The sequence below is a fragment of the Streptomyces sp. NPDC096136 genome (genome assembly GCF_044763325.1).
Classification (GTDB): domain Bacteria; phylum Actinomycetota; class Actinomycetes; order Streptomycetales; family Streptomycetaceae; genus Streptomyces.
This window is the reverse complement of sequence record NZ_JBIWFZ010000005.1, coordinates 481673-503626: the sequence shown is the minus strand read 5'-3', so window position 1 is coordinate 503626 and position 21954 is coordinate 481673. Positions and strand designations below refer to the sequence as shown.

The following is a 21954-nucleotide window of genomic DNA, read 5'->3' as shown; positions in this document are numbered from 1 at the left end:
TTCCGCTTCGCCCCGGCCTGCCCCGCCGCGCCGCGCGCCGTCCCGCGCCCCGCCGGGGGCGGGCGGGTGAGCCGTGCCCTGGAGTACCTGTGTCTTCGCACAACAGCAACTTTTCCCGCCGTGCCTTCGGAGGCGCCGTCGGAGCGACCGCGGCGGCCGCCGCCGCGGGGCTCGGGGCGGCTCCCGCCCAGGCCGCCGACCGGTCCGCCGACGCCCGTGGGGCCGCTCCCGGGGAGCGGGACTTCCGGGCCGCCCGCGAGCGCCGCTCGCGGCGTCCCAACGTCCTGTTCGTCCTCGGCGACGACCTCGGCTGGGCCGACCTGTCCTCGTACGGGTCCCCGCACATCAAGACCCCGAACCTGGACCGGCTGGCCCGCCAGGGGGTCCGCTTCACCGACGCCTACTCGGGCTCGGCCACCTGCTCGCCGACCCGCTTCAGCCTGTACACGGGGCGCTACCCGGCCCGTACCAAGGGCGGGCTGGCCGAGCCGATCGCGGACAGGTCCGTCGGCCTGGACCCGAACCACCCGACGCTGGCCTCGCTGCTGCGGGAGGCCGGGTACTCCACCGCGCTGATCGGCAAGTGGCACGCGGGCTACCTGCCGGACTACGGCCCGACCCGGTCGGGGTGGGAGGAGTTCTTCGGGAACTTCGGCGGGGCGCTGGAGTACTACTCCAAGCTGGGCCTGGGCGGCGAGTACGACCTGTACGAGGGCGACGCCGCGTACGAGGACCTGCGGTACTACACGCGGATCATCACCGAGCGGGCGGTCGAGTACGTCTCCCGCGACCACCACGGGAAGCCGTGGCTGCTGAACCTGAACTTCACCACCCCGCACTGGCCGTGGATCGCCGAGGGCGACACCGCGCAGAGCGCCGAGGTCGTCCGGCGGATCGAGGCGGGGGACGCGCGGGCGCTGTGGCACCAGGACGGCGGCTCGGTGGAGAAGTACAAGCAGATGGTGGAGGACCTGGACCGCTCGGTCGGCCGGGTGCTGGACGCGCTGGGGCGCTCGGGCCAGGAGGAGGACACCGTGGTCGTCTTCTCCAGCGACAACGGCGGCGAGCGCTTCTCGTACAACTGGCCGCTGTCGGGCAACAAGGCCTCCCTCCAGGAGGGCGGCATCCGCGTCCCGAACATCCTGCGCTGGCCCGCCCGGATCGACGGCGGCCAGGTCAGCCGGGTCCCGGTGTTCAGCCCGGACTGGACGGCGACCCTGCTGGAGCTGGCCGGGACCCGGCCGCACCGGGCGTACCCGCTGGACGGCGTGAGCCTGGCCGGGTACCTGCTGCGGGGGGAGGAGCCGGCCGAGCGGGACCTGTTCTGGCGGGTGCGGGGGGAGCGGGCGCTGAGGCGCGGGAACTGGAAGTACTACCGGGGGAAGTCGGGCCGCGACCAGCTGTTCGACCTGGCCGGGGACCTGCGCGAGCAGGCCGACCGCGCGGCGGCGGAACCGGCCCGGCTGGCGGAGCTGCGGTCCGCCTGGGAGCGGACGGACGCGGGCCTGCTCCCGTACCCGGCCTGACCGGGGCTCCCCCGGGGGGGGAGCCCGCGTCTGATCACTCGGCCGCCGAGGCCGCCTCGGCGGTCAGGGTCCGGCCGTCGGCGGCGGTGAGGGTGAGGGTCCGGCCCCGCACCGTCCAGGTGAGCGGGCCCGCGCCGAAGAGCCCGGTCAGGGCCCGTTCGACCTCGCCCGCCGGGCCCTCGCAGGCCATCCGGGTGCTGGTGACGGGCCCGAAGGTGACGGTGGCGCCCTCGACGGCGGCCGGGGCGCTGAACCGGTTGCAGCCGAGGCTGCCGCCGGCGGTGCCGTCGGGTGCCAGGCCGAACCGGGCCCGGCCGGCCGCGCCAGCGGGGACCGGCACGCCGTCCAGGGCGGTCACGGTCCACTGGGTCGCGGTCAGCGGGGCGTCCGCCGGCGGGGGCGTGGCGGAGCTCTGCACGGTCGCGGCGGTGTCGCTCCCGTCCTGCGGGGCGGCGGTGCAGCCGGCGAGGGCCAGCAGGAGGGCCAGCCCCGCTGCGGCGGCGGGCCCGGCGGGGTGCCTGGGGGTACGCATGCCCCTGGGACGGTCCCGGCCCCCGTCGGGTTCCCCCCTCAGCCCATCAGCGGCAGCAGCCCGGACAGGTCGGCCCGCTCGCCGCTGGCGCTGACCCGGGCCTCCGCCAGGGCCTCGGCCCAGCCGGTACGGCCCGTGGCGAGGCGGAGCCAGGTGAGCGGGTCGGTCTCCACCACGTTGGGCGGGGTGCCGCGCGTGTGCCGGGGGCCCTGCACGCACTGGACCACCGCGAAGGGCGGGATCCGCACCTCCACCGACCCGCCGGGCGCCTTCAGGGCGAGGGCGTCGGCGAGCAGCCGGGTGCAGGCGGCCAGGGCCTGCCGCTCGACCGGGATGTCCAGGCCGGCGGCCCGGTTCAGGTCGTCGGTGTGGACCACCAGCTCCACGGTCCGGGTGACCAGGAAGTCGGCGAGGGTCATGTCCCCGATCCACAGGTCCATCACCCGGCTGCCGGGGTTCGCCTCCAGGGCCTCGGCCAGCCGGGCGCCGGCCCGCTCGAACAGCTCGGGGACCGGGGCGCCGGTGAGGGTCTCGCGGGCCGCCTCGGAGATCTTCCCGGCGAGGGAGGCCGTGGCGAAGGGCCACTCGACGGCGGTCAGCTCGGCGACGGCGCCCGGCGGCCGGGCCAGCCCCGCGGCCAGCGAGTCCGCGATCCAGGCGATGTGCCCGGCGAGCTCCCCGACGCTCCACTCCCCGAGCCCGCTGGGCAGCCCCAGCTGCTGCGGGGTCAGTTCCCGGACGGCTTCGGTGATGTGGCCGAACTGTGCGGTGACGGCTACTCGGATCTTCGCGGCGTCGTACGTACGGGTACGGGTCCTGGATGCCATGCGGCGAGTCTGCCCGATCGGCCCGCGCGGTGGCGGGCTCGGTCCCGCGGTCCGGCGTCGAACACCTCCCGGCCCGCCGGGACGCCGACGCCGCGCCAGGTGAAGGGCAGTCCTCGCGCGGTCCGCGGATCCGGGCCGTCCATCAGCTGGAAGTCGGCGGCGGGGCGGGTCACGGCGTGGCCGCCGCGAACAGGACCAGCAGCGGTACGACCCTGCCGCCGGGGACCTCGTACCGGCCGCGGCCGGTGGTGTGCAGCCAGCCGGCGGCGGTGAGCTGGCGCAGGTGGTGGTACACCTGCCCGCTGGTACCGACCCCGTCGAGCGCGGTGAGCTCGGCCGCGGTGCGCCGGCCGGCCAGGATCTCCCGGAGCAGGCGGATCCGTACGGGGCTGCCGAGGGCGGCGAGGGCGTCGGCGGTGCGCTGCCGGTCGGCGGCGGGGGCGTCGGCCCGGTCGCCTCCGCCTTCGCCGAGCAGTCCGGCGGTGGGGAAGGCCTGCTGCCACTCGTAGTGCTCGCCGGCGGGGAGGCGGACGGCGCCGGTGAAGAGCACCCCGCCGTCGGGGGCGTCGAGGTCGGCGAGCTGCCGCTTCCAGCCCTCCAGGGCCCAGAAGTCGCCCGCCTCCACGGCCGGTCCGGCCCGCTCGGGCCCCTGTGCTCCGCGTGCTTCGAGTGCGTCGAGCCGGTGTTCCAGCTCCGCGACGCGCGCTGCGAGATCATCCATGACACGAAATTACGTGATTACGTAATTCCGTACAAGAGGGGGCCGGGAACGCACCGAGGCCCCGCCCACAGGGTGTGGGCGGGGCCTCGGGGAGCCGGGGGCGGTCAGGCCAGGAGGGCCGGAATGGTCGCCTCGTGGGCCTCGCGGAGTTCGGCCAGGGGGAGGGTGAACTCGCCCTGGATCTCGATCGCCTCGCCGTCCACCACGCCGATGCGGGTGGCGGGCAGGCCGCGGGCGCCGCACATGTCGGTGAAGCGGAGCTCCTCGCTGCGCGGGACCGACACGACGGCACGGCCGGCGGACTCGGAGAACAGGAACGTGAACGCGTCCAGGCCCTCCGGGACCACGATCCGCGCACCGTTGCCGCCCTTGAGGCAGGACTCGGTGAGCGCCTGGATCACGCCGCCGTCCGACAGGTCGTGCGCCGCGTCGACCATGCCGTCGCGGGAGGCGGAGATCAGGATCTCGGCGAGCAGCTTCTCGCGGCCCAGGTCCACCTTGGGCGGCATGCCGCCGAGGTGGTCGTGGACGACCTGCGACCAGGCCGAGCCGCCGAACTCCTCGGAGGTGTCGCCCAGCAGGTACAGCAGCTGGCCGGCCTCCTTGAACGCCATCGGCGTGCGGCGGTTGACGTCGTCGATCACACCGAGGACCGCCACGACCGGGGTCGGGTGGATCGCCGTGTCGCCCGTCTGGTTGTAGAGGGAGACGTTGCCGCCGGTCACCGGGGTGCCCAGCTCCAGGCAGCCGTCCGCCAGGCCGCGGGTGGCCTCGGCGAACTGCCACATGACGCCCGGGTCCTCCGGCGAGCCGAAGTTCAGGCAGTCGGAGATGGCCAGCGGCTTGGCGCCGGTCGCGGCGACGTTGCGGTACGCCTCGGCCAGGGCCAGCTGCGCGCCCGTGTACGGGTCGAGCTTGGCGTAGCGGCCGTTGCCGTCGGTGGCCATGGCCACGCCGAGGTTGGACTCCTCGTCGATGCGGACCATGCCCGCGTCCTCGGGCTGCGCCAGGACGGTGTTGCCCTGCACGAACCGGTCGTACTGGTCGGTGACCCAGGACTTGGAGGCCTGGTTCGGGGAGGAGGCCAGCGCCAGGACCTGCGCGCGCAGCTCCTCGGAGGTCTGCGGCCGCGGCAGCGCGTTCGCGTCGTCCGCCTGGAGGGCGTCCTGCCAGTCCGGACGGGCGTAGGGGCGGTGGTAGACCGGGCCCTCGTGGGCGACGGTGCCCGGGGGCACGTCCACGATCTGCTCGCCGTGCCAGAAGATCTCCAGGCGCTCGCCGTCGGTCACCTCACCGATGACGGTGGCGATGACGTCCCACTTCTCGCAGATCTCCATGAAGCGGTCGACGTGCTGCGGCTCGACGATCGCGCACATGCGCTCCTGCGACTCGCTCATGAGGATCTCCTCGGGCGAGAGCGTCGCGTCGCGCAGCGGGACGGTGTCCAGTTCCACGCGCATGCCGCCGGAGCCCGCGGAGGCCAGCTCGGACGTGGCGCAGGAGAGCCCGGCGCCGCCGAGGTCCTGGATGCCGGCGACCAGCTTCTCCTTGAAGATCTCCAGGGTGCACTCGATGAGGAGCTTCTCCTGGAACGGGTCGCCGACCTGGACGGCGGGGCGCTTGGTGGGCTTGGTGTCGTCGAAGGTCTCGGACGCGAGGACCGAGACGCCGCCGATGCCGTCGCCGCCGGTGCGGGCGCCGTAGAGGATGACCTTGTTGCCCGGGCCGGAGGCCTTGGCGAGGTGGATGTCCTCGTGCTTCATCACGCCGATGCAGCCGGCGTTGACCAGCGGGTTGCCCTGGTAGCAGGCGTCGAAGACGACCTCGCCGCCGATGTTCGGCAGGCCCAGGCAGTTGCCGTAGCCGCCGATGCCCGCGACCACGCCCGGCAGGACGCGCTTGGTGTCGGGGTGGTCGGCCGCGCCGAAGCGCAGCGGGTCCACGACCGCGACCGGGCGGGCGCCCATGGCGAGGATGTCGCGGACGATGCCGCCGACGCCGGTGGCCGCGCCCTGGTAGGGCTCGATGTACGACGGGTGGTTGTGCGACTCGACCTTGAAGGTGACCGCGTAGCCCTGGCCGACGTCGACGACGCCGGCGTTCTCGCCGATCCCGACGAGCATGGCGTCGTTCTGCGGGACCTTCTCGCCGAACTGCTTCAGGTGGACCTTGCTGCTCTTGTACGAGCAGTGCTCGGACCACATGACCGAGTACATGGCGAGCTCGGCGCCCGTGGGACGGCGGCCGAGGATCTCGCGGATCCGGGCGTACTCGTCCTCCTTGAGGCCGAGTTCCTTCCAGGGCTGCGCCGCGTCCGGGGTTTCGGTGGCGTTCTTGACGGTGTCGAGGCTCATGCGCTGACCAGCTTCTTCAGGACCGACGTGAAGAACGGGAGGCCGTCGGTGCGGCCGGTCCCGATCAGCGGCTCGACCGCGTGCTCGGGGTGCGGCATGAGGCCGACGACGTTCCCCTCGGCGTTGGTGATGCCGGCGATGTCGCGCAGCGAGCCGTTGGGGTTCACGTCCAGGTACCGGAAGGCCACGCGGCCCTCGGCCTCCAGTTCGTCGAGCGTGCGCTCGTCGGCGACGTACCGGCCGTCCATGTTCTTGAGCGGCACGGAGATCTCCTGGCCGGCGGTGTAGTCGCCGGTCCACGCTGTCTCCGCGTTCTCCACCCGCAGCTTCTGGTCGCGGCAGATGAAGTGGAGGTGGTTGTTGCGGAGCATCGCCCCCGGCAGCAGGTGGGCCTCGGTGAGGACCTGGAAGCCGTTGCAGATGCCGAGGACCGGCATGCCGGCCCTGGCCTGCTCGATGATGGTCTCCATCACCGGCGAGAAGCGGGAGATGGCCCCGGCGCGCAGGTAGTCCCCGTAGGAGAAGCCGCCCGCGAGGACGACCGCGTCGACCTGGTGCAGGTCCTTGTCGCGGTGCCACAGCGAGACCGGCTCCGCCCCCGCGAGGCGGACGGCGCGCAGCGAGTCACGGTCGTCGAGCGTTCCGGGGAACGTGACGACACCGATGCGAGTGGTCACCGTCAGGCCTCGACCTTCACGGTGAAGTCTTCGATGACGGTGTTGGCGAGGAACGTTTCGGCCATCTTGTGGATGCGGTCGAGGGCGGCCTGGTCGACCGGTCCCTCCACTTCCAGTTCGAAGCGCTTCCCCTGGCGGACGTCGGCGATCCCCTCGAAGCCCAGGCGCGGCAGTGCACGCTGCACCGCCTGGCCCTGGGGGTCGAGGATCTCCGGCTTGAGCATGACGTCGACTACGACGCGTGCCACTGGCACTCCCGATGAGGTGGTTGGTGCAAGGCGGTTCCCTCAGCGTACCCGTCCGAAATTTCTACGCGGGTAGATATCGGCCGGGGTCGCCCGGGCCGCGGTTTCGGCTTCACCAACGCTTCGCAAAATCCACCGGAAAACCACTCGCCCGGCATTGCGGCGGGACACGCGGGAGGAATTAACTGGGCTTCGCAATTCAATGGGAATCGCGGTACAAAGGAATCAGCCGAGCCCGTAACATTTACCGCTTCGCGACGGGCACGGTTTGCCGCATTCCACCGAAACCTCCACACAGGCGACATCACCGCACGTCAGCGCGCGGCGAGGCGCACGAAGGGACCGATATCCGTGGCGCAGCGCGTAGTAGTCACGATCTCCGACGACCTCGACGGCGGGGAAGCGGCGGAAACGGTGACGTTCGCCCTGGACGGTAAGTCCTACGAGATCGACCTCAATGTGGCGAACGCAAAGAAACTGCGGAAGAGCCTGGAGCCCTTCGTGGCCGCCGGCCGCCGCCAGTCCCGCTCCGGCAAGGCCTTCAAGCACACGGCCGTCGCCCCGGACCCGGCGGTCGTCCGGGCCTGGGCCCGCTCCCACGGGCACGACGTGCCCCCGCGCGGGCGCATCCCGAAGGCGGTCTACGCCGCCTACAACGACGCCCACTGACCCCGGATTTGCCATGCACCCCCTCTGATCGGCTAGTGTGTGGATCACGCCGAGGGGCCGGGCCGAAAAGCCGGGAACCGAAGTCGTGCGGGTGTAGTTCAGTAGCAGAACACCCCCCTTCCAGGGGGGAGGCGCAGTGTGCAATCCCTGTCACCCGCTCTGCATCGCTTTACCGACCACCGTCGTGGATCAGGTAGAGTGAGGCACACAGTGAACGGCCCACAAGCCGTCGCTGGACCTGCGGACGTAGCTCAGTTGGTAGAGCACCACCTTGCCAAGGTGGATGTCGCGCGTTCGAGTCGCGTCGTCCGCTCAGATGACAAAGGCCCCGATCTTAGATCGGGGCCTTTGTCGTTGTGGCGTGCGCCCGCACCGTTGTGGCGCATCCCACTCCCGATGACAAATGTCATCGCGGGTCATGACAGCGCGCACTGCTCCCCCGCCCGGCCCGCCGGGAGCCTTGGAGCATGACCACCGACACAGTGATCCAGGCGCGGGAACTCCGCCGCGGCTACGCCGGGGGCTTCGAGGCCGTGCGCGGCATCGACTTCTCCGTCGCCCGCGGCGAGGTCTTCGCGCTGCTCGGCACCAACGGCGCGGGCAAGACGTCCACCGTCGAACTGCTGGAGGGGCTCGCCGCCCCCACCGGCGGCGAGGTCCGCGTGTTCGGGCTCGACCCGTACGCCCGCCGCGCCGAGGTCCGCCCGCGCACCGGGGTCATGCTCCAGGAGGGCGGCTTCCCCTCCGACCTGACCGTCGCCGAGACCCTGCGGATGTGGGGCGGGGTCACCACGGGCGCCCGCCCGGCCGGGGAGGTGCTGGAGCTGGTCGGACTGGCCGCGCGGTCCTCCGTACGGGTCAAGCAGCTGTCCGGCGGCGAGCGGCGCCGGCTCGACCTGGCACTGGCCCTGCTGGGACGGCCCGAGGTGCTGTTCCTCGACGAGCCGACCACCGGGATGGACCCCGAGGGCCGCCAGGACACCTGGGCCCTCGTCCGGGAGCTGCGGGCCCAGGGCACCACCGTGCTGCTGACCACGCACTACCTGGAGGAGGCCGAGTCCCTCGCGGACCGGCTCGCGATCATGCACGAGGGGGAGCTGGTGCTGTCCGGCACCCCCCGGGAGGTCACCGCGACCCGGCCGTCCCGGATCCGCTTCACCCTGCCCGACGGGGTGCCCGCCGGACGGCTGCCGCTGGCGCTGCGCGCCGCCGCCGACGGCCCGCGCGTGGAGATCCGTACCGACCGGCTCCAGGCCGACCTCACCGCGCTGCTGCGCTGGGCCGAGGGGGCCGGGGTCGAACTGGCCGGGCTCGACGCCCGCCACGCCTCCCTGGAGGAGGCCTTCCTGGAGATCGCCCGGAGCCGCCGCGACGCGGCCGCCGTCGCCCACCGCACCGACGGCACGAGGGCGGGGACCCGATGAAGGCGCTCACCCCGGACCCCGGCCGGCTCGCCGCGCTCGGCCGCTCCGAACTGACCCTGCTGGTCCGCAACCGGGCCACGCTGGGCGTGGCCGTGCTGATGCCGGCTTCGATGGTCTTCGTCCTGCGCACGATCGCCGGCGGGGACACCGCGGCCGCCGTCGCCGAGGCCACCCTCACCGGGGGCATCGGGATGGTGCTGGTCCTCGTCGTCTACATGAACCTGGTCTCCGCCTACGTCGCCCGGCGCGAGGAGCTCGTGCTGAAGCGGCTGCGCACGGGCGAGGCCGGCGACCTGGAGATCCTCACCGGGACGGCGCTGCCCGCGGCGGTGATCGCCCTCGCCCAGATCGCCGCCCTCGCGGTGGCCGGGGCCGCCGTGCTGGGCGCGCCGATGCCGCAGCACCCGGCGCTGCTGGCCGCGGGCGTCCTCGGCGCCCTGCCGCTGCTCGCCGCACTGGCCGCGCTGACCAGCGCCGTCACCCGGAACGTGGAGACCGCGGGGCTGACGACGCTGCCGCTGTTCCTGGTGACGGCAATCGGCTCGGGGCTGTTCACGGCGACGGACTCCCTGCCCGGCTCCGTGGCCTCGGTGTGCGAACTGCTGCCGCTCAGCGGGGTGATGGCACTGGTCCGGGCCGGCTGGAGCGGCGGGGCCGGGGGGTACGAACTGCTGGGGGCCGCGCTCACCACGCTGGCCTGGATCATGGTCACGGTGTTTGCTGTCCGGCGGTGGTTCCGCTGGGAACCGCGCCGTTAGACGAGGGAAGAACCGGGGGACGGGCCGTGTCGAAGCTGACCGGGTGGTGGAAGAACCGCAGCAGTGCGGGCAAGGTCGAGGTGTACACGCGCTGGTCGTTCCACTTCTTCGTGCTCGTGGAGATCCTGTCCTTCGGGTCGATGGCCTTCACGGTCCGCGACCCCGCCTCCCCCAAGCCGCTGGCGCCGGCGGTGGCGGCCTTCCTCGCGGTGTGCGCGCACTCCCTGCTCGTCGGGTTCCTGTCCTCCAGGGCCCTGGACGGGGTGACCGGCCGGCGCGAACGGCCCGTGCGGCTCGCGGTGGCCACCGCGGTCGTCACGGCCGGCACGGTCCTGCTCTTCCTCGGCCTGCGCCGGTTCGGCTGGCTCCACGAGGCCGCGGCCCCCGGACTGGTGGTCGGGGTGAGCTGCTTCGGCTGCGGATCCCTCGTGCTGACCCTGGAGAAGGTCCGCCACATGAGGCTCGTCCCCCTGGCCGCCGCCGTGGGGACCGCGGCGGCCGTCGCCGCGCTGGGCCTGCCGCTGGAGGAGGCCGTCGGGTATTTCATCGGGGTCCTGCTGACCTGCGCGTTCCTCGCCTTCACCTGCGGGTTCTCCGGGTGGCTGCTGCGCACCGTCTACGAGCTCGACCAGGCCCGGGAGGTCCAGGCCCGGCTGGCGGTTGCGGAGGAGCGGCTGCGGTTCGGGCGGGACCTGCACGACGTGATGGGCCGCAACCTGGCGGTGATCGCCCTCAAGAGCGAGCTGGCGGTGCAGCTGGCCCGGCGAGAACGCCCCGAGGCCGTGGACCAGATGATCGAGGTACAGCGGATCGCGCGGGAGTCGCAGAAGGAGGTGCGCGACGTCGTGCGCGGCTACCGCGAGGCGGATCTGGCCGTGGAGCTGGAGGGTGCGCGCGGGGTGCTCAGCGCGGCCGGGATGGACTGCCGGGTGGAGTTCGCGACGGCCGGGAGGGAGCTGCCGGGCGAGGTGCAGTCGGCGCTGGGCTGGGTGGTCCGGGAGGCGACGACGAACGTGCTGCGGCACGGGGACGCCCGCAGCTGCCTGATCCGGCTGACGGACCGGGAGGCTCCGGGCATCCTGACGCTGCTGGTGGAGAACGACGGGGTGCCCGACGCCCCGGTCGGACCACCCGGATCCGGGCTCGCGGGCCTGCGGGAGCGGCTCGCGGCCGTCGACGGGACCCTGCACGCGGGACCGGCCGGTGACGGCAGGTTCCGGCTGCGGGCCGAGATACCCCTGGACGCACGACGAGTGGAGGTGCGGGCGTGAGCCCCGTACGGGTACTGCTGGCGGACGACGAACATCTGATCCGGGGCGCGCTGGCCGCCCTGCTGGGTCTGGAGGACGACCTGGCGGTCGTCGCCGAGGCGGCCTCCGGGCCGGAGGCCCTCGCCATGGCGCGGGCGCACCGGCCCGACGTGGCGGTGCTGGACCTCCAGATGCCCGGGGCGGACGGTGTGAGCGTCGCCACATCGCTGCGGACCGAGCTGCCCGACTGCAAGGTCATGATCGTGACCAGTCACGGCCGTCCCGGGCACCTGAAGCGGGCCCTCGCGGCGGGGGTGCGGGCCTTCGCCCCGAAGACGGTGTCGGCGCAGCGGCTGGCCGAGCTGATCCGTACGGTGCACGCCGGAGGCCGTTACGTGGACCCGGAGTTGGCGGCCGACGCGATCAGCGCGGGGGACTCCCCGCTGACGGCCCGCGAGGCGGAGGTGCTGGAACTCGCGGCCGACGGGGCGCCCATCGCGGAGATCGCGGAGCGGGCCCGGCTGTCGCAGGGGACCGTGCGCAACTACCTGTCCTCGGCCGCCATGAAGCTGGGCGCGGAGAACCGTCATACGGCAGTGCGTCTCGCCCGGTCCCGGGGTTGGGTATAGTAGGCATCGCGCTGAGGCGCACAGGCGGACATAGCTCAGTTGGTAGAGCACCACCTTGCCAAGGTGGATGTCGCGCGTTCGAGTCGCGTTGTCCGCTCAGTCAACGAAGGCCCCGATCGGTTGATCGGGGCCTTCGTCGTATCAGCTCCAGGTCTGGCCGGTGAGGCGCTCGTAGGCCTCGACGTACTTGGCGCGGGTCTGCGCCACGACGTCCTGCGGGAGGACCGGCGGCGGGAGCTCGCCCTTGGAGTCCCAGCCGGAGGCCGGGGAGGCCAGCCAGTCGCGGACGTACTGCTTGTCGAACGAGGGCTGCGTGCGGCCCGGCTGCCACTGGTCGGCCGGCCAGAAGCGGGAGGAGTCCGGGGTGAGGACCTCGTCGGCGGCGACGAGCGTGCCGTCCTTGTCGAAGCCGAACTCGAACTTGGTGTCCGCGAGGATGATCCCGCGCTCGCGGGCGATGTCGCGGGCGCGGCCGTAGACGGCGAGGGTGGTCTGGCGCAGCAGCGCCGCCGTCTCGGCGCCGGTGGTGCGGGCGACCTCCTCGTAGGAGACGTTCTCGTCGTGGTCGCCGACCTCGGCCTTGGCGGCCGGGGTGAAGATCGGGGCGGGCAGCTCGGAGCCGTCGACGAGGCCCTCGGGGAGGGCGAGTCCGCAGACCGTGCGGGACTGGACGTACTCCTTGAGGCCGGAGCCGGTGAGGTAGCCGCGGGCCACGCACTCGACCGGGACCATGTCCAGGCTCGTGCAGACCAGCGTGCGGCCCTCCCAGTCGGCGGGGGCGCCGGCGGGCAGGTCGGTGCTGATGACGTGGTTCGGGACCAGGTCCGAGAGCTGCTCGAACCACCAGAGGGAGAGCTGCGTGAGGATGCGGCCCTTCTCCGGGATCTCGGTGGGCAGCACCCAGTCGGCGGCGGAGATGCGGTCGCTGGCGACCATGACGAGGTTGCCGTCCTCGCCGCGGTAGAGGTCGCGGACCTTGCCGGTGTGGAGGTGGACGAGGCCGGGCACCTGCACCGGCTCGGGCTTTTCGACGAATCCGGGCACGGGGTCTCCCTGTGGTTCTGTACGAGCGCGGGGCGCGGGACCATTCTCCCGCACGGGGAACCGTGCCCGGGGCAGGGGGGTGGGCCGGTCGTCCGGCCGCCGCCGGGCCGGGGCGTCCCGTCAGTCCCGCTTGCAGATCCGGTCGAGGAGGTTGGCGGTCGCCCGCTGGATCCGCTCGTCCACGTGTCCGGGGCGGTCCAGGGCCGGGGACCAGGCGAAGGTGCCGGAGGCGAAGACGAGGGACCCGCTGGGGGCCCGGTACAGGGAGGTCTCCTGGTGGCGCTTGGCTCCCTCGCCGTCGAGGTACGGGGAGTGGGCGAGGAGGATCCGGTCCTGGTGCTCGGGGAGCTGGGTGCGCGGGAAGTACCGGTCGGCCTCGCCCGCGACCAGGCCGTCGAGCTCGTCGTTCTCGACGGCGCCGGTGGAGTCCCAGAGCCAGTGCGTGGCGTTGCGGACGATCAGGGGCGCGGGCTCCGGGACCCGGCCCGCGTACTGGATGCCGAGCAGCTGCTGCTCCGGGCGGTCCACCTCGCGCCACAGGCTGGGGCGGCCGGGGCCGCGGCGTTTTCGGCAGGTCAGGAGCCGGTCGGGCACCCCGGAGGGGGAGGGGGCCAGCTCGACCTGCCAGTACATGGTGTTGGCGGAGAGGAAGACGAGCGAGGTGCCGTGGTCGCGGGCGCGCTCGACGGTGCGGCGCATGGGGAGCGACCAGTACTCGTCGTGCCCGGGGAAGACCAGGCCCCGGTAGCGGGTGGGGTCGACGCGGCCGGCGTGGAGGTCGCGGGTGTCGGCGTAGGCGAGGTCGTAGCCGTAGCGCTCGGCCCAGCGGATGAAGTCGTAGGCGTGGCCGACGTGCAGGGGCAGCCCGGCGCCCGCGTAGGGGCGGTCGAAGGAGACGGTGATGGCGGCGTCCCGCTCGCCGAGCAGCCGGCCCTCCTCGTCCCAGGCGTGGTACAGGCTGGCGCCGGTGTGGCCGTCCTCGGGGTAGAGGTTGTAGGCCTGCCAGGTGATGTCGGGGAGCAGGAGGAGCAGGTCCGCGGGGTGGTCGTCGCGGACCGTGAAGGGGATGTGGGAGCGGTAGCCGTCGGCGGTCGTGAGGACGGCCACGTACGCGCCGACGCTCCAGTACGAGGGGATCTGGAGCCGCCAGGACTGCCACCAGTGGTGGCAGGAGACCGTGCGGTCGGCGGTGAGCGGGGGCGGCTGGACGATGCCGGACAGCCGGGGGCTGGTGGTGATCTTCGAGGCGCCGTCGCCGCCGTAGTGGCCGATGCGGTAGACGTCGACCTGGAACTGCTGGGGCGGGTCGACGGTGATGTGGAAGTCGATGGCCTCGCCGGGGGCCACGGCTCCGGTGGAGCTGAAGCCCTTGATCTGCCGGTGCACGTCGTCGGCGGTACGGGGGCCGCCGCCGCGGTGGGCGCCGGGCTTCTGGCCGGGGGCCAGGGCGGGGTCCACGTACCAGGGGACGACGTGTCCCGTGTCGTCGAAGTACAGCTCGCTGCCCCGGAACCAGGGCAGCGGGCCCTGGCCGAAGGGGTCGTTCACCGCGTGCGCGAGCGCACCCGATTCCCAGCGACGGATCTGGTCCGCACCCATTCCGCTCCCCTCCCTCGCTCCCCCGAACGCGTTCTCGACACGGTGGCGCGGGCCGGGTTCGGACACCCGCGTCGCGACCGGTCCCAGCACATCACATAACGCACTCACTCCGTCACCGTTCGTCGTGAATTGACGGGAATGGAACCTGAGGCGCCGCTTTGCTTGGCGCGGCGGGTGGCGCCGGGGTGGCCCGCGGTGGCGCGGAGCCCTTGCCCGGCCGGGCATGACGGCGGGCGCGGCGGCGTGCGGGCGGCACCTGCCGCCGCGGCGGCGCGGCGGGCTGCCGGGCCGGGGGATGGCCGGGATCGGCGCCGGGGCGGGCGCTCAGACGAGGCGTACGGGCTTCTCCGGGCGGACGCCGAGCTCGGCGAGCCAGTCCCGCAGGGGTTCCGGGTCCCCGTCCTCGACGAGGGAGAGCACCCGGGCGCCGAGGTCGGCCCGCCGCTCGCCGCCGACCAGCAGCACCGGGCCGTCCAGCCAGTCCAGTCCGGGGTCGGCCCCGGCCGAGTCCACGGCCGCGCAGCAGACCAGGGCGGTGACGTGGTCGGCCAGCAGGTCGCGGCCGCTGCGCGGGGGCTGGAGCGGGAACAGCGGCAGGGTGTCGGCGCCCCCGGACCGGCCGCCGGGGCCCGCCGCACGGGCTCCGGCGGTACGTTCCTCCCGCGCGAGGTCCCCGCTGAGCCGGCCGGCGAGGGCCTCGCCGGCGGCGCCGCCCCCGGCGGGGTCCGTGAGGTAGCCGAGCACCCGCTCCAGCGTCGGCCCGCCGAAGGCGTCGGCGGTGGCGGGGGCCTTCGCCGGGGCGGGCGCGGAGTGGGCGGAAGGCGCGGAGGAGGCGGAGGAGGCGGACGGCGCGGAGGAGGCGGACGGCGCGGGCGCGGACGGCGCGGGCCGGACCGCGGCCGACGCGGGGGCCGCCGGCTCCGGGCGGGGCGTGCCGGAGGCGGCGGGGAGGCCCGGGCCCGCCGGGACGGACAGGGCGTCCAGGGCGGCGTGCAGGCGGGCCGCCTCCGTGCGCCACTTGCGGTCGACGACCTCCTCCGGGTAGGCCGCCCAGTCCACCGGGGACCAGTCCGGGCCGGCCTCGGCCGGACCGCCGTGGAACAGCCGGGCCGCCAGCAGCGAGGCGGCCTCGTCGATCATCCCGGGCTGCTCCAGCAGGTCGCAGGCCGGACGCTCCCCGAGCCGCGAGGCGAAGCCCTCCGCCAGCCGGTCGCGCCGGGACAGTTCGGTCAGGGCGGAGACGACCCCCGCGTCGAGGTGCGCGGGCCAGCGGCCCATCCGCCAGGCGGGCAGCGCGACCCGGGTCAGCAGCCGGTCCCAGCCCGCGTAGGCCAGGCCGACCTGCTCCTGGGCCACGGTGCGCATCCCCTGGTCCACCCCCTGCGCGCGCTCCGAGGCGGCCGCGGCCACCCCGCGCTCCATCTCGGCGGCGTCGGGCCCGCACAGCCGCAGCAGCAGCCGGGCGGGGCGGCCGACGAGCCAGCCCAGTCCGGGCCGGCTCCCGACGTCCGCCGCGGCGTCGAGCCCCCGCACGAAGCCGCGGGCGTCGGCTATGTCGGGGTGCGCGGAGGGGCCCGTGCCGGCGACGACGGGCGCGAGGAGGGCCCGCAGCTCCGCGACGCGCATCCACCACAGGAACGGCGAGCCGATCACCAGCACGGGGGCCGCGCCGGGCTCCGACTCCGGGCTGGCGGATATGCCGCCCCGGCGGTGCGCGCCGTGGCTGCGGTCCTCCAGCCAGCTGTCGCAGTCGGGGGTCAGGGCTATCGCGGAGGGCGCGGGCACGCCCATCCGGTCGGAGAGGTCCCGTACGAGCCGGTACAGGTCGGGCGCCGCGGCCTCGGGCAGCGGCACGGTGGGCGTCACGGCGGGGCTCGCCCGCAGCACCACGGCACCGAAGATCCCGCCCGCCAGCAGCACCAGCACGGCCACCGCGCAGACGGCCAGGGTCACGGAGGGCCAGGGGTCGCCGGCCAGCCGGCCCGTCAGCCGGGCGGCGACCAGCACCACGGCGAGGGCGGCGGGCAGCAGCACGGCCGCCATCGCCCGGCTGCGGACCCGCAGCACGGCGAGGGCCCGGGAGCGCGCGGACGGCACGCCCACTTCTGCGATCGAACCGGTTCCGGACACGGCCGGACCTCACCCCCTCTGCCCTGCGGCGGCTTTGCTCACTCCCCCACTGTGACACCCGCCACTGACATCGCAATGCCGGTGGGCCATGTGCCGGAATGCTTGCGCCGCACCCTAGTTGGGGCGCACGCGGCCGTCAGGCGGACAAGGGGACCATCACCCGATGGAATGGCTTTGGGCAAAGGTGGGTGCGCTCGAGCGCCGCTAGAGGCAGGCGCACGCGGGCGCACGCGAAGGCCCGGCGCGCGCTGTCGCGCCCCGGGCCCCCGGTTGCTCACAGGCCTGCTGGTCAGCGGCCCTCGGCCGCCTTGGCGGCGATGTCCGTGCGGTGCTGCGATCCGTCGAGGCGGATCCGCGCGACGGCCTTATACGCCCTCTCTCGCGCCTGCGCCAGATCGGTGCCGGTCGCCGTCACGGACAGCACGCGGCCGCCCGCGCTGACGACGGCGTCGCCCTCCTGCCGGGTCCCGGCGTGCAGCACGTAGGCCTCCGGCCCGTCCTCGGCGGCCACCTCGGCGAGGCCCTCGATCGGGTCGCCGGTGCGCGGGGTGCCGGGGTAGTTGTGCGAGGCGATGACCACGGTGACGGCGGCCTCGTCGCGCCAGCTCAGCGGCGGCAGCGCGTTCAGGGTGCCGTTCGCGGCGCCCAGCAGCACGCCGGCGAGGGGGGTCCGCAGCCGGGCGAGGACCACCTGGGTCTCGGGGTCGCCGAAGCGGGCGTTGAACTCGATCACCCGGGTGCCGCGGCCGGTGAGGGCGAGCCCGGCGTACAGCAGGCCGGAGAAGGGGGTGCCGCGGTGGCGGAGCTCGTCCACGGTCGGCTGGAGGACGGTCTCCAGGACCTCGTCGACCAGCTTCGGGTCGGCCCAGGGGAGCGGGGAGTACGCGCCCATGCCGCCGGTGTTGGGGCCCTCGTCGCCGTCGAGCGCGCGCTTGAAGTCCTGCGCGGGCTGGAGCGGCAGCACGGTGACGCCGTCGGTGATGGCGAAGAGGGAGACCTCGGGGCCGTCGAGGTACTCCTCGATGACCACGCGGTCGCAGCCGGCCGCGTGCGCCCGGGCGGCCTCGCGGTCCTCGGTGACCACGACGCCCTTGCCGGCGGCCAGGCCGTCGTCCTTGACCACGTACGGGGCGCCGAAGGCGTCGAGCGCCGCGTCGACCTCCTCGGCGGTGGTGCAGACGTAGCTGCGGGCGGTCGGGACGCCGGCGGCGGCCATCACGTCCTTGGCGAAGGCCTTGGAGCCCTCCAGCTGCGCCGCCTCGCCGGACGGGCCGAAGACGGGGATGCCGGCCGCGCGGACGGCGTCGCCGACCCCGGCGACCAGCGGCGCCTCCGGGCCGACGACGACCAGGTCGGCGCCGAGTTCGCCGGCGAGCGCGGCGACCGCGGCGCCGTCGAGGGCGTCGACCGGACGCAGCTCCGCCACCTCGGCGATGCCGGCGTTGCCGGGGGCGCAGTACAGCGCGGAGACGTCGGGGTCGAGGGACAGAGAGCGGCACAGGGCGTGTTCGCGGGCGCCGCCGCCGATGACGAGGACCTTCACGCCGCCCAGGGTAGCCCGGACGGCGTGGCCGGTTTCGTGCGGCCACCCATATACCGGGGGCCTACTCGTTCGTGTATTCCTCCACAACGGTCGCTCCGAGCTCGCGCACGATCAGGTCGTGTCCGGTCAGGGCGCTGTCGACGAGGTCGGGGTCGTCCGCCTCGGGCACGTCGTCCTCGGGGGCCACCGGCGGGGGCGCCTGCTGTACGGAGGGCCGCGGCGCGGGGGCCGCCTGCGGGGGCGGCGGCTGCGGCGACTGCTGCTGGGGCGCGGGGGCCTGCGCCGCCGGGGGCGGGCTGTACGCGGGCGCCGGGGGCGGGCTGTAGGCCGGGGCCGCCGGGGCTCCGTACGAGGGCGCGGACGGCGCGGGGCCTCCGCCGCCGCCGACGACGGCGTCGATCTTCCAGTGGACCTGGAACTGCTCGGCCAGTACCGCCTTGAGGACGTCCTCGCTGCCGCTGCTCGCGAAGTTGTCGCGGGCGCCGGGGTTGGGGAAGCCGAGCTGGAGGGTGGTCCCGTCGAAGCCGGTGACCTGGGCGTTCTGGCTGAGCAGGATCCAGGTGAAGCGGCGGCGGTTCTTCACGGCCTCCAGCACGCCGGGCCACATCGCCTGCACCTGGCCGGCGCCGGCCGCCATCTCGGCGGAGGGCGGGGCGGAGACGGGCACGGCGGGACCGCCCTGCGCCGGGGCGGGAGCGGGCGCAGGGGTCCGTGCGGGTGCGCCGCTGCCGGGCGCGGCCGCCGTGGGCCAGGCTCCGGCGGCGGGAGCGGCGGCCGCGGGGGCACCGGCTCCCGGCCAGGCGCCGGGGGCGGCGGCGGAGGAGGGAGCGGGAGCCGCAGCGGGGGGAGCGCCCGCGCCGGGCTGCGCCGCCCCGGGCCACGCCCCGGGTGCCTGCGCGGGGGCACCGCCGCCCGCCTGGGCGGCGCCGGGCCAGGCGCCGGCCGCCTGCGCCGGAGCGGCGGCCTCGGCGGGCGCGGGCGCCTGAACGGGTGCGGGAGCCGGCACCGGGACCGGGACGGGAGCCGCTGCGGGCTCCTCCGCGGCCGGGCGGACGGCGGCGCGCGCGGCGGCCACCCCGCCCCCCGGACCGGCCGGGGCCATGCCGTGCGCGTCGGGCGCGGGCACGTAGCCCATGGCGGGCACGGCGGCCGGGGCCGCGAAGGCGGCGCCGGCGGGCGGGCCGCTGCGCTCCAGCCGGTCGAGCCTGGCCTGGAGGGACCGCTCGTCGTCGAAGGCGGCCGGGAGCAGCACCCGGGCGCAGATCAGCTCCAGCTGGAGGCGCGGGGAGGTGGCCCCGCGCATCTCCGTCAGGCCGGCGTTGACCAGGTCGGCGGCGCGGCTGAGCTCGGCGGCGCCGAACACCGACGCCTGCGCCTGCATCCGCTCCACCACGTCGGCGGGGGCGTCGATGAGCCCCTTCTCCCCGGCGTCGGGCACGGCGGCCAGGATCACCAGGTCGCGCAGCCGCTCCAGCAGGTCGGCGACGAAGCGGCGCGGGTCGTTCCCGCCCTCGACCACCCGGTCGACCACCTCGAAGGCGGCGGCCCCGTCCCCGGCGGCGAAGGCGTCCACGACGGAGTCGAGCAGCGACCCCTCCGTGTACCCGAGCAGGGAGGTGGCCATGGCGTATGTCACACCCTCCTCGCCCGCGCCGGCGAGGAGCTGGTCCATGACGGACATGGAGTCGCGCACGGAGCCGGCGCCTGCGCGCACGACGAGCGGGAGCACCCCGTCCTCGACCGCGGCCCCCTCGCGCCCGCACACGTCCCCGAGGTACTCGCGCAGGGTCCCGGGCGGCACGAGCCGGAAGGGGTAGTGGTGCGTACGCGACCGGATCGTCCCGATGACCTTCTCGGGCTCGGTGGTGGCGAAGATGAACTTGAGGTGCTCCGGCGGCTCCTCGACCACCTTCAGCAGGGCGTTGAAGCCCGCCGAGGTGACCATGTGGGCCTCGTCGATGATGTAGATCTTGTAGCGGCTGGACGCGGGCCCGAAGAAGGCCTTCTCGCGCAGGTCGCGGGCGTCGTCGACACCACCGTGCGAGGCGGCGTCGATCTCGATCACGTCGATGGACCCGGGGCCGTTCCTCGCCAGGTCGCGGCAGGACTGGCACTCACCGCAGGGGTCGGGGGTGGGACCCTGCTCACAGTTGAGGCAGCGGGCCAGGATGCGCGCGCTGGTCGTCTTTCCACACCCGCGCGGCCCGCTGAACAGGTACGCGTGGTTGACCCGGTTGTTCCGCAGGGCCTGCATCAGCGGGACAGTGACATGCTCCTGCCCGATGACCTCGGCGAACGACTCGGGGCGATAGCGGCGGTACAGCGCAAGGGACGACACGTCTACGAGGTTATCCGGGCCCACCGACAACAGCCGCCCGCCGCCGCCCCCGGAACGCAAAGCGCCCCCCACGCACCCGCCAGAGCCCACTTACCCTTGCTGCCTTCCGGCCCTGGGGGAGTTGGGTGAGATAGCGCCACGTGAGGGGCTGGGCCCCACCCTAGCGGATGGAAGCCCCGGGAATCGAGCCCGCCCCGACCTCCCTCCCCCGCCCCGACCCCCGATCCGGATCGTGTTCGCGAGCACCCCTCAACGTCTTGTATTGTTTGCGGCGGAGGATTCGCCTAGAGGCCTAGGGCGCACGCTTGGAAAGCGTGTTGGGGGCAACCCCTCACGAGTTCGAATCTCGTATCCTCCGCCAGCCCAGAGGGCCGGACCGCGGAAGCGGTCCGGCCCTCTGGCGTTTCCCGTCCCGTTTCCCGTCCCGGTTTCCGTCCCGGCTCCCGTCCCACCCGGATGTGCGGAGCCCTGATCCCGGGCGGTCCCGCCGGCCCCCTCCCCCGCCCTCTAGCGCCGCTCGACGGGGACTCCGGCGCTCGCGCCTAACGTCGGGACGGGATCGCGGTGTCCGCGTCCCCCGCCCTCAGGCGTCTTTTCAACAAGGAGTCCGACCATGACCGTTCGCGTCCTCGCCCTCGTCGGCAGCCTCCGGGCCGGCTCGCACAACCGCCAGCTGGCCGAGGCGGCCGTCAAGCACGCGCCGGGCGACGTCTCCGTCGAGATCCACGAGGGCCTCGCCGAGATCCCCTTCTACAACGAGGACATCGACGTCGAGGGTTCCGTCCCCGCCGCGGCGACGGCCCTGCGGGAGGCGGTGTCCGGTGCGGACGCGCTCCTGCTCGTCTCCCCCGAGTACAACGGCACCATCCCCGCCGTCCTGAAGAACGCGATCGACTGGCTGTCCCGCCCGTACGGGACCGGCGCGATCACCGGCAAGCCGGTCGCCGTCATCGGCACCGCCTTCGGCAGCTACGGCGGCGTGTGGGCGCAGGACGAGGCCCGCAAGTCCGCCGGCGTCGCCGGCGGCGCCGTCCTGGAGGAGGCCCGCCTCTCGGTCGCCGGATCCGTCACCCGCTTCGCCGACACCCACCCCGCCGACGACACCGAGATCGCCACCGCGGTCCTCGGTGTCCTGGAGCAGCTCGCCACCAAGGCCAACGCCTGACGCACCCCGCGGCCGCAGCTCCGTCGGCCGTTCACGCTGCAGCCGGGCGACCGGCCGGAAAGGAACACCGCCATGCTCACCCTGACTCCCCGCGAGGGCGCGGCCCCGAAGGTCTTCGGCCCGGCCCCGCACGGCCAGGGCTCCCAGATCTCCCCGATCATGCTGCAGGAGGAGCTGTGGGAGCGGATGCGCGCGCTGCCCTACGTGTACATGGCGCCCACGCTCGTCTCGGTCCCGCACGCCCGGGCGCTCTTCCTGCCCGAGGGCGTCGGCACGGGCCCGGCCGAGGCCTTCCAGCGCGGTAGGGAGTGGGCCCACATCCACCCCCACCACGACGGCTCCCTCCACCTCACCCTCCCGAAGGAGGCCGAGGAGGAGGTGATCTCCGCGGGCTGGGGCGTGCACCACCCGGTCCAGGCGGTGACGCTCGTCTACGGCCCCCGCAGCTACGCGGAGCTGGAGACGGTCTGGAAGATCGTCCACTTCTCGTTCCGGTACGCCGTCGGCATGAAGTGACGCCTGG

General features: G+C 74.1%; 19 protein-coding genes, 4 tRNA genes and 1 other RNA gene. 12 read left to right on the top strand and 12 right to left on the bottom strand.

The genetic code is table 11. From position 1 onward, the window contains the following. Positions 1-89 precede the first annotated feature (89 nt). The gene (locus ACIRBY_RS14300; RefSeq protein ID WP_403900476.1) at positions 90-1526 is read left to right on the top strand and encodes a sulfatase-like hydrolase/transferase; all 1437 of its coding nucleotides are present in this window, start codon (positions 90-92) and stop codon (positions 1524-1526) included. Positions 1527-1560: 34 nt separating this feature from the next. On the opposite strand, the gene ACIRBY_RS14295 is transcribed toward ACIRBY_RS14300, so the two are convergent. From ACIRBY_RS14295 to purS, 6 genes are all read right to left on the bottom strand, one after another. Further along, positions 1561-2058: an META domain-containing protein gene (locus ACIRBY_RS14295; RefSeq protein ID WP_403900474.1), complete on the bottom strand. Its 498-nt coding sequence runs from the start codon at positions 2056-2058 to the stop codon at positions 1561-1563. A 38-nt stretch (positions 2059-2096) separates the two neighbouring features. Next, complete coding sequence (locus ACIRBY_RS14290; protein WP_403900472.1) at positions 2097-2885, bottom strand: sterol carrier family protein; 789 nt, start codon at positions 2883-2885, stop codon at positions 2097-2099. Between the two features lie 169 nt (positions 2886-3054). Further along, positions 3055-3606 carry an ArsR/SmtB family transcription factor gene (locus ACIRBY_RS14285; protein WP_403900470.1) on the bottom strand — a complete coding sequence of 184 codons (552 nt, stop codon included), beginning with the start codon at positions 3604-3606 and terminating at the stop codon, positions 3055-3057. A 104-nt stretch (positions 3607-3710) separates the two neighbouring features. Next, positions 3711-5960, bottom strand: coding sequence for a phosphoribosylformylglycinamidine synthase subunit PurL (purL, locus tag ACIRBY_RS14280; protein ID WP_403900468.1), 2250 nt, complete (start codon positions 5958-5960; stop codon positions 3711-3713). After that, the gene (gene purQ / locus ACIRBY_RS14275) at positions 5957-6637 is read right to left on the bottom strand and encodes a phosphoribosylformylglycinamidine synthase subunit PurQ (RefSeq protein ID WP_031156354.1); all 681 of its coding nucleotides are present in this window, start codon (positions 6635-6637) and stop codon (positions 5957-5959) included. Before purQ ends, purL begins: the two co-directional genes overlap by 4 nt. A gap of 2 nt (positions 6638-6639) precedes the next feature. Continuing rightward, positions 6640-6891: a phosphoribosylformylglycinamidine synthase subunit PurS gene (gene purS / locus ACIRBY_RS14270; protein ID WP_008740952.1), complete on the bottom strand. Its 252-nt coding sequence runs from the start codon at positions 6889-6891 to the stop codon at positions 6640-6642. A gap of 342 nt (positions 6892-7233) precedes the next feature. Between purS and ACIRBY_RS14265 the strand changes: the two genes are divergently transcribed. From ACIRBY_RS14265 to ACIRBY_RS14230, 8 genes are all read left to right on the top strand, one after another. Then, on the top strand, positions 7234-7551 hold the full coding sequence (locus ACIRBY_RS14265) for an Lsr2 family protein (protein WP_403900466.1): 318 nt from the start codon (positions 7234-7236) through the stop codon (positions 7549-7551). An 87-nt stretch (positions 7552-7638) separates the two neighbouring features. Further along, positions 7639-7710, top strand: a tRNA-Gly gene (locus ACIRBY_RS14260). An 81-nt stretch (positions 7711-7791) separates the two neighbouring features. After that, positions 7792-7864: transfer RNA gene (locus ACIRBY_RS14255), tRNA-Gly, on the top strand. Between the two features lie 154 nt (positions 7865-8018). Continuing rightward, positions 8019-8975 (top strand): ABC transporter ATP-binding protein, encoded by a 957-nt coding sequence (locus ACIRBY_RS14250; protein ID WP_403900464.1) that lies wholly within the window; start codon positions 8019-8021, stop codon positions 8973-8975. Then, a complete protein-coding gene (locus ACIRBY_RS14245) occupies positions 8972-9733 on the top strand; it encodes an ABC transporter permease (RefSeq protein WP_403900462.1) in 762 nt (253 codons plus the stop codon). Before ACIRBY_RS14250 ends, ACIRBY_RS14245 begins: the two co-directional genes overlap by 4 nt. A 26-nt stretch (positions 9734-9759) precedes the next feature. Continuing rightward, positions 9760-11004 carry a sensor histidine kinase gene (locus ACIRBY_RS14240; RefSeq protein ID WP_403900460.1) on the top strand — a complete coding sequence of 415 codons (1245 nt, stop codon included), beginning with the start codon at positions 9760-9762 and terminating at the stop codon, positions 11002-11004. Beyond that, positions 11001-11612, top strand: coding sequence for a response regulator transcription factor (locus ACIRBY_RS14235; protein WP_366453682.1), 612 nt, complete (start codon positions 11001-11003; stop codon positions 11610-11612). The genes ACIRBY_RS14240 and ACIRBY_RS14235 overlap by 4 nt, the downstream gene beginning before the upstream one ends. Positions 11613-11636: 24 nt before the next feature. Then, positions 11637-11709 (top strand) — tRNA-Gly (locus ACIRBY_RS14230). A 44-nt stretch (positions 11710-11753) separates the two neighbouring features. Here ACIRBY_RS14230 and ACIRBY_RS14225 read toward each other — a convergent pair. From ACIRBY_RS14225 to ffs, 6 genes are all read right to left on the bottom strand, one after another. Beyond that, positions 11754-12656: a phosphoribosylaminoimidazolesuccinocarboxamide synthase gene (locus ACIRBY_RS14225; protein ID WP_403900458.1), complete on the bottom strand. Its 903-nt coding sequence runs from the start codon at positions 12654-12656 to the stop codon at positions 11754-11756. Between the two features lie 120 nt (positions 12657-12776). Beyond that, the gene (locus tag ACIRBY_RS14220; RefSeq protein ID WP_403900456.1) at positions 12777-14255 is read right to left on the bottom strand and encodes a N,N-dimethylformamidase beta subunit family domain-containing protein; all 1479 of its coding nucleotides are present in this window, start codon (positions 14253-14255) and stop codon (positions 12777-12779) included. A gap of 324 nt (positions 14256-14579) precedes the next feature. After that, positions 14580-16385 carry a hypothetical protein gene (locus ACIRBY_RS14215; RefSeq protein WP_403900454.1) on the bottom strand — a complete coding sequence of 602 codons (1806 nt, stop codon included), beginning with the start codon at positions 16383-16385 and terminating at the stop codon, positions 14580-14582. 289 nt (positions 16386-16674) lie between these two features. Next, positions 16675-17928, bottom strand: coding sequence for a phosphoribosylamine--glycine ligase (purD, locus tag ACIRBY_RS14210; protein WP_403900452.1), 1254 nt, complete (start codon positions 17926-17928; stop codon positions 16675-16677). A 61-nt stretch (positions 17929-17989) separates the two neighbouring features. Continuing rightward, entirely contained in the window at positions 17990-20266 is a 2277-nt protein-coding gene (locus tag ACIRBY_RS14205) for a DNA polymerase III subunit gamma and tau (RefSeq protein WP_403900450.1), read from the bottom strand. A 54-nt stretch (positions 20267-20320) separates the two neighbouring features. Further along, positions 20321-20419: signal recognition particle sRNA small type (ffs, locus tag ACIRBY_RS14200), an RNA gene on the bottom strand. A gap of 120 nt (positions 20420-20539) precedes the next feature. Between ffs and ACIRBY_RS14195 the strand changes: the two genes are divergently transcribed. The 3 genes from ACIRBY_RS14195 (at position 20540) to ACIRBY_RS14185 (ending at position 21947) form a co-directional block, all read left to right on the top strand. Further along, positions 20540-20627, top strand: a tRNA-Ser gene (locus ACIRBY_RS14195). 252 nt (positions 20628-20879) lie between these two features. Beyond that, positions 20880-21431, top strand: coding sequence for an NADPH-dependent FMN reductase (locus tag ACIRBY_RS14190; RefSeq protein WP_390686036.1), 552 nt, complete (start codon positions 20880-20882; stop codon positions 21429-21431). A 72-nt stretch (positions 21432-21503) separates the two neighbouring features. Beyond that, positions 21504-21947, top strand: a complete 444-nt coding sequence (locus ACIRBY_RS14185) for a luciferase family protein (protein ID WP_403900448.1) — start codon at positions 21504-21506, stop codon at positions 21945-21947. Positions 21948-21954: the final 7 nt, after the last annotated feature.

Coding starts and splice junctions, on each gene's coding strand:
- ACIRBY_RS14295 (WP_403900474.1), bottom strand. CDS start 2,058: ATGCGTACCCCCAGGCACCCCGCCGGGCCCGCCGCCGCAGCGGGGCTG.
- ACIRBY_RS14290 (WP_403900472.1), bottom strand. CDS start 2,885: ATGGCATCCAGGACCCGTACCCGTACGTACGACGCCGCGAAGATCCGA.
- ACIRBY_RS14285 (WP_403900470.1), bottom strand. CDS start 3,606: ATGGATGATCTCGCAGCGCGCGTCGCGGAGCTGGAACACCGGCTCGAC.
- purL (WP_403900468.1), bottom strand. CDS start 5,960: ATGAGCCTCGACACCGTCAAGAACGCCACCGAAACCCCGGACGCGGCG.
- ACIRBY_RS14250 (WP_403900464.1), top strand. CDS start 8,019: ATGACCACCGACACAGTGATCCAGGCGCGGGAACTCCGCCGCGGCTAC.
- ACIRBY_RS14245 (WP_403900462.1), top strand. CDS start 8,972: ATGAAGGCGCTCACCCCGGACCCCGGCCGGCTCGCCGCGCTCGGCCGC.
- ACIRBY_RS14220 (WP_403900456.1), bottom strand. CDS start 14,255: ATGGGTGCGGACCAGATCCGTCGCTGGGAATCGGGTGCGCTCGCGCAC.
- ACIRBY_RS14190 (WP_390686036.1), top strand. CDS start 20,880: ATGACCGTTCGCGTCCTCGCCCTCGTCGGCAGCCTCCGGGCCGGCTCG.
- ACIRBY_RS14185 (WP_403900448.1), top strand. CDS start 21,504: ATGCTCACCCTGACTCCCCGCGAGGGCGCGGCCCCGAAGGTCTTCGGC.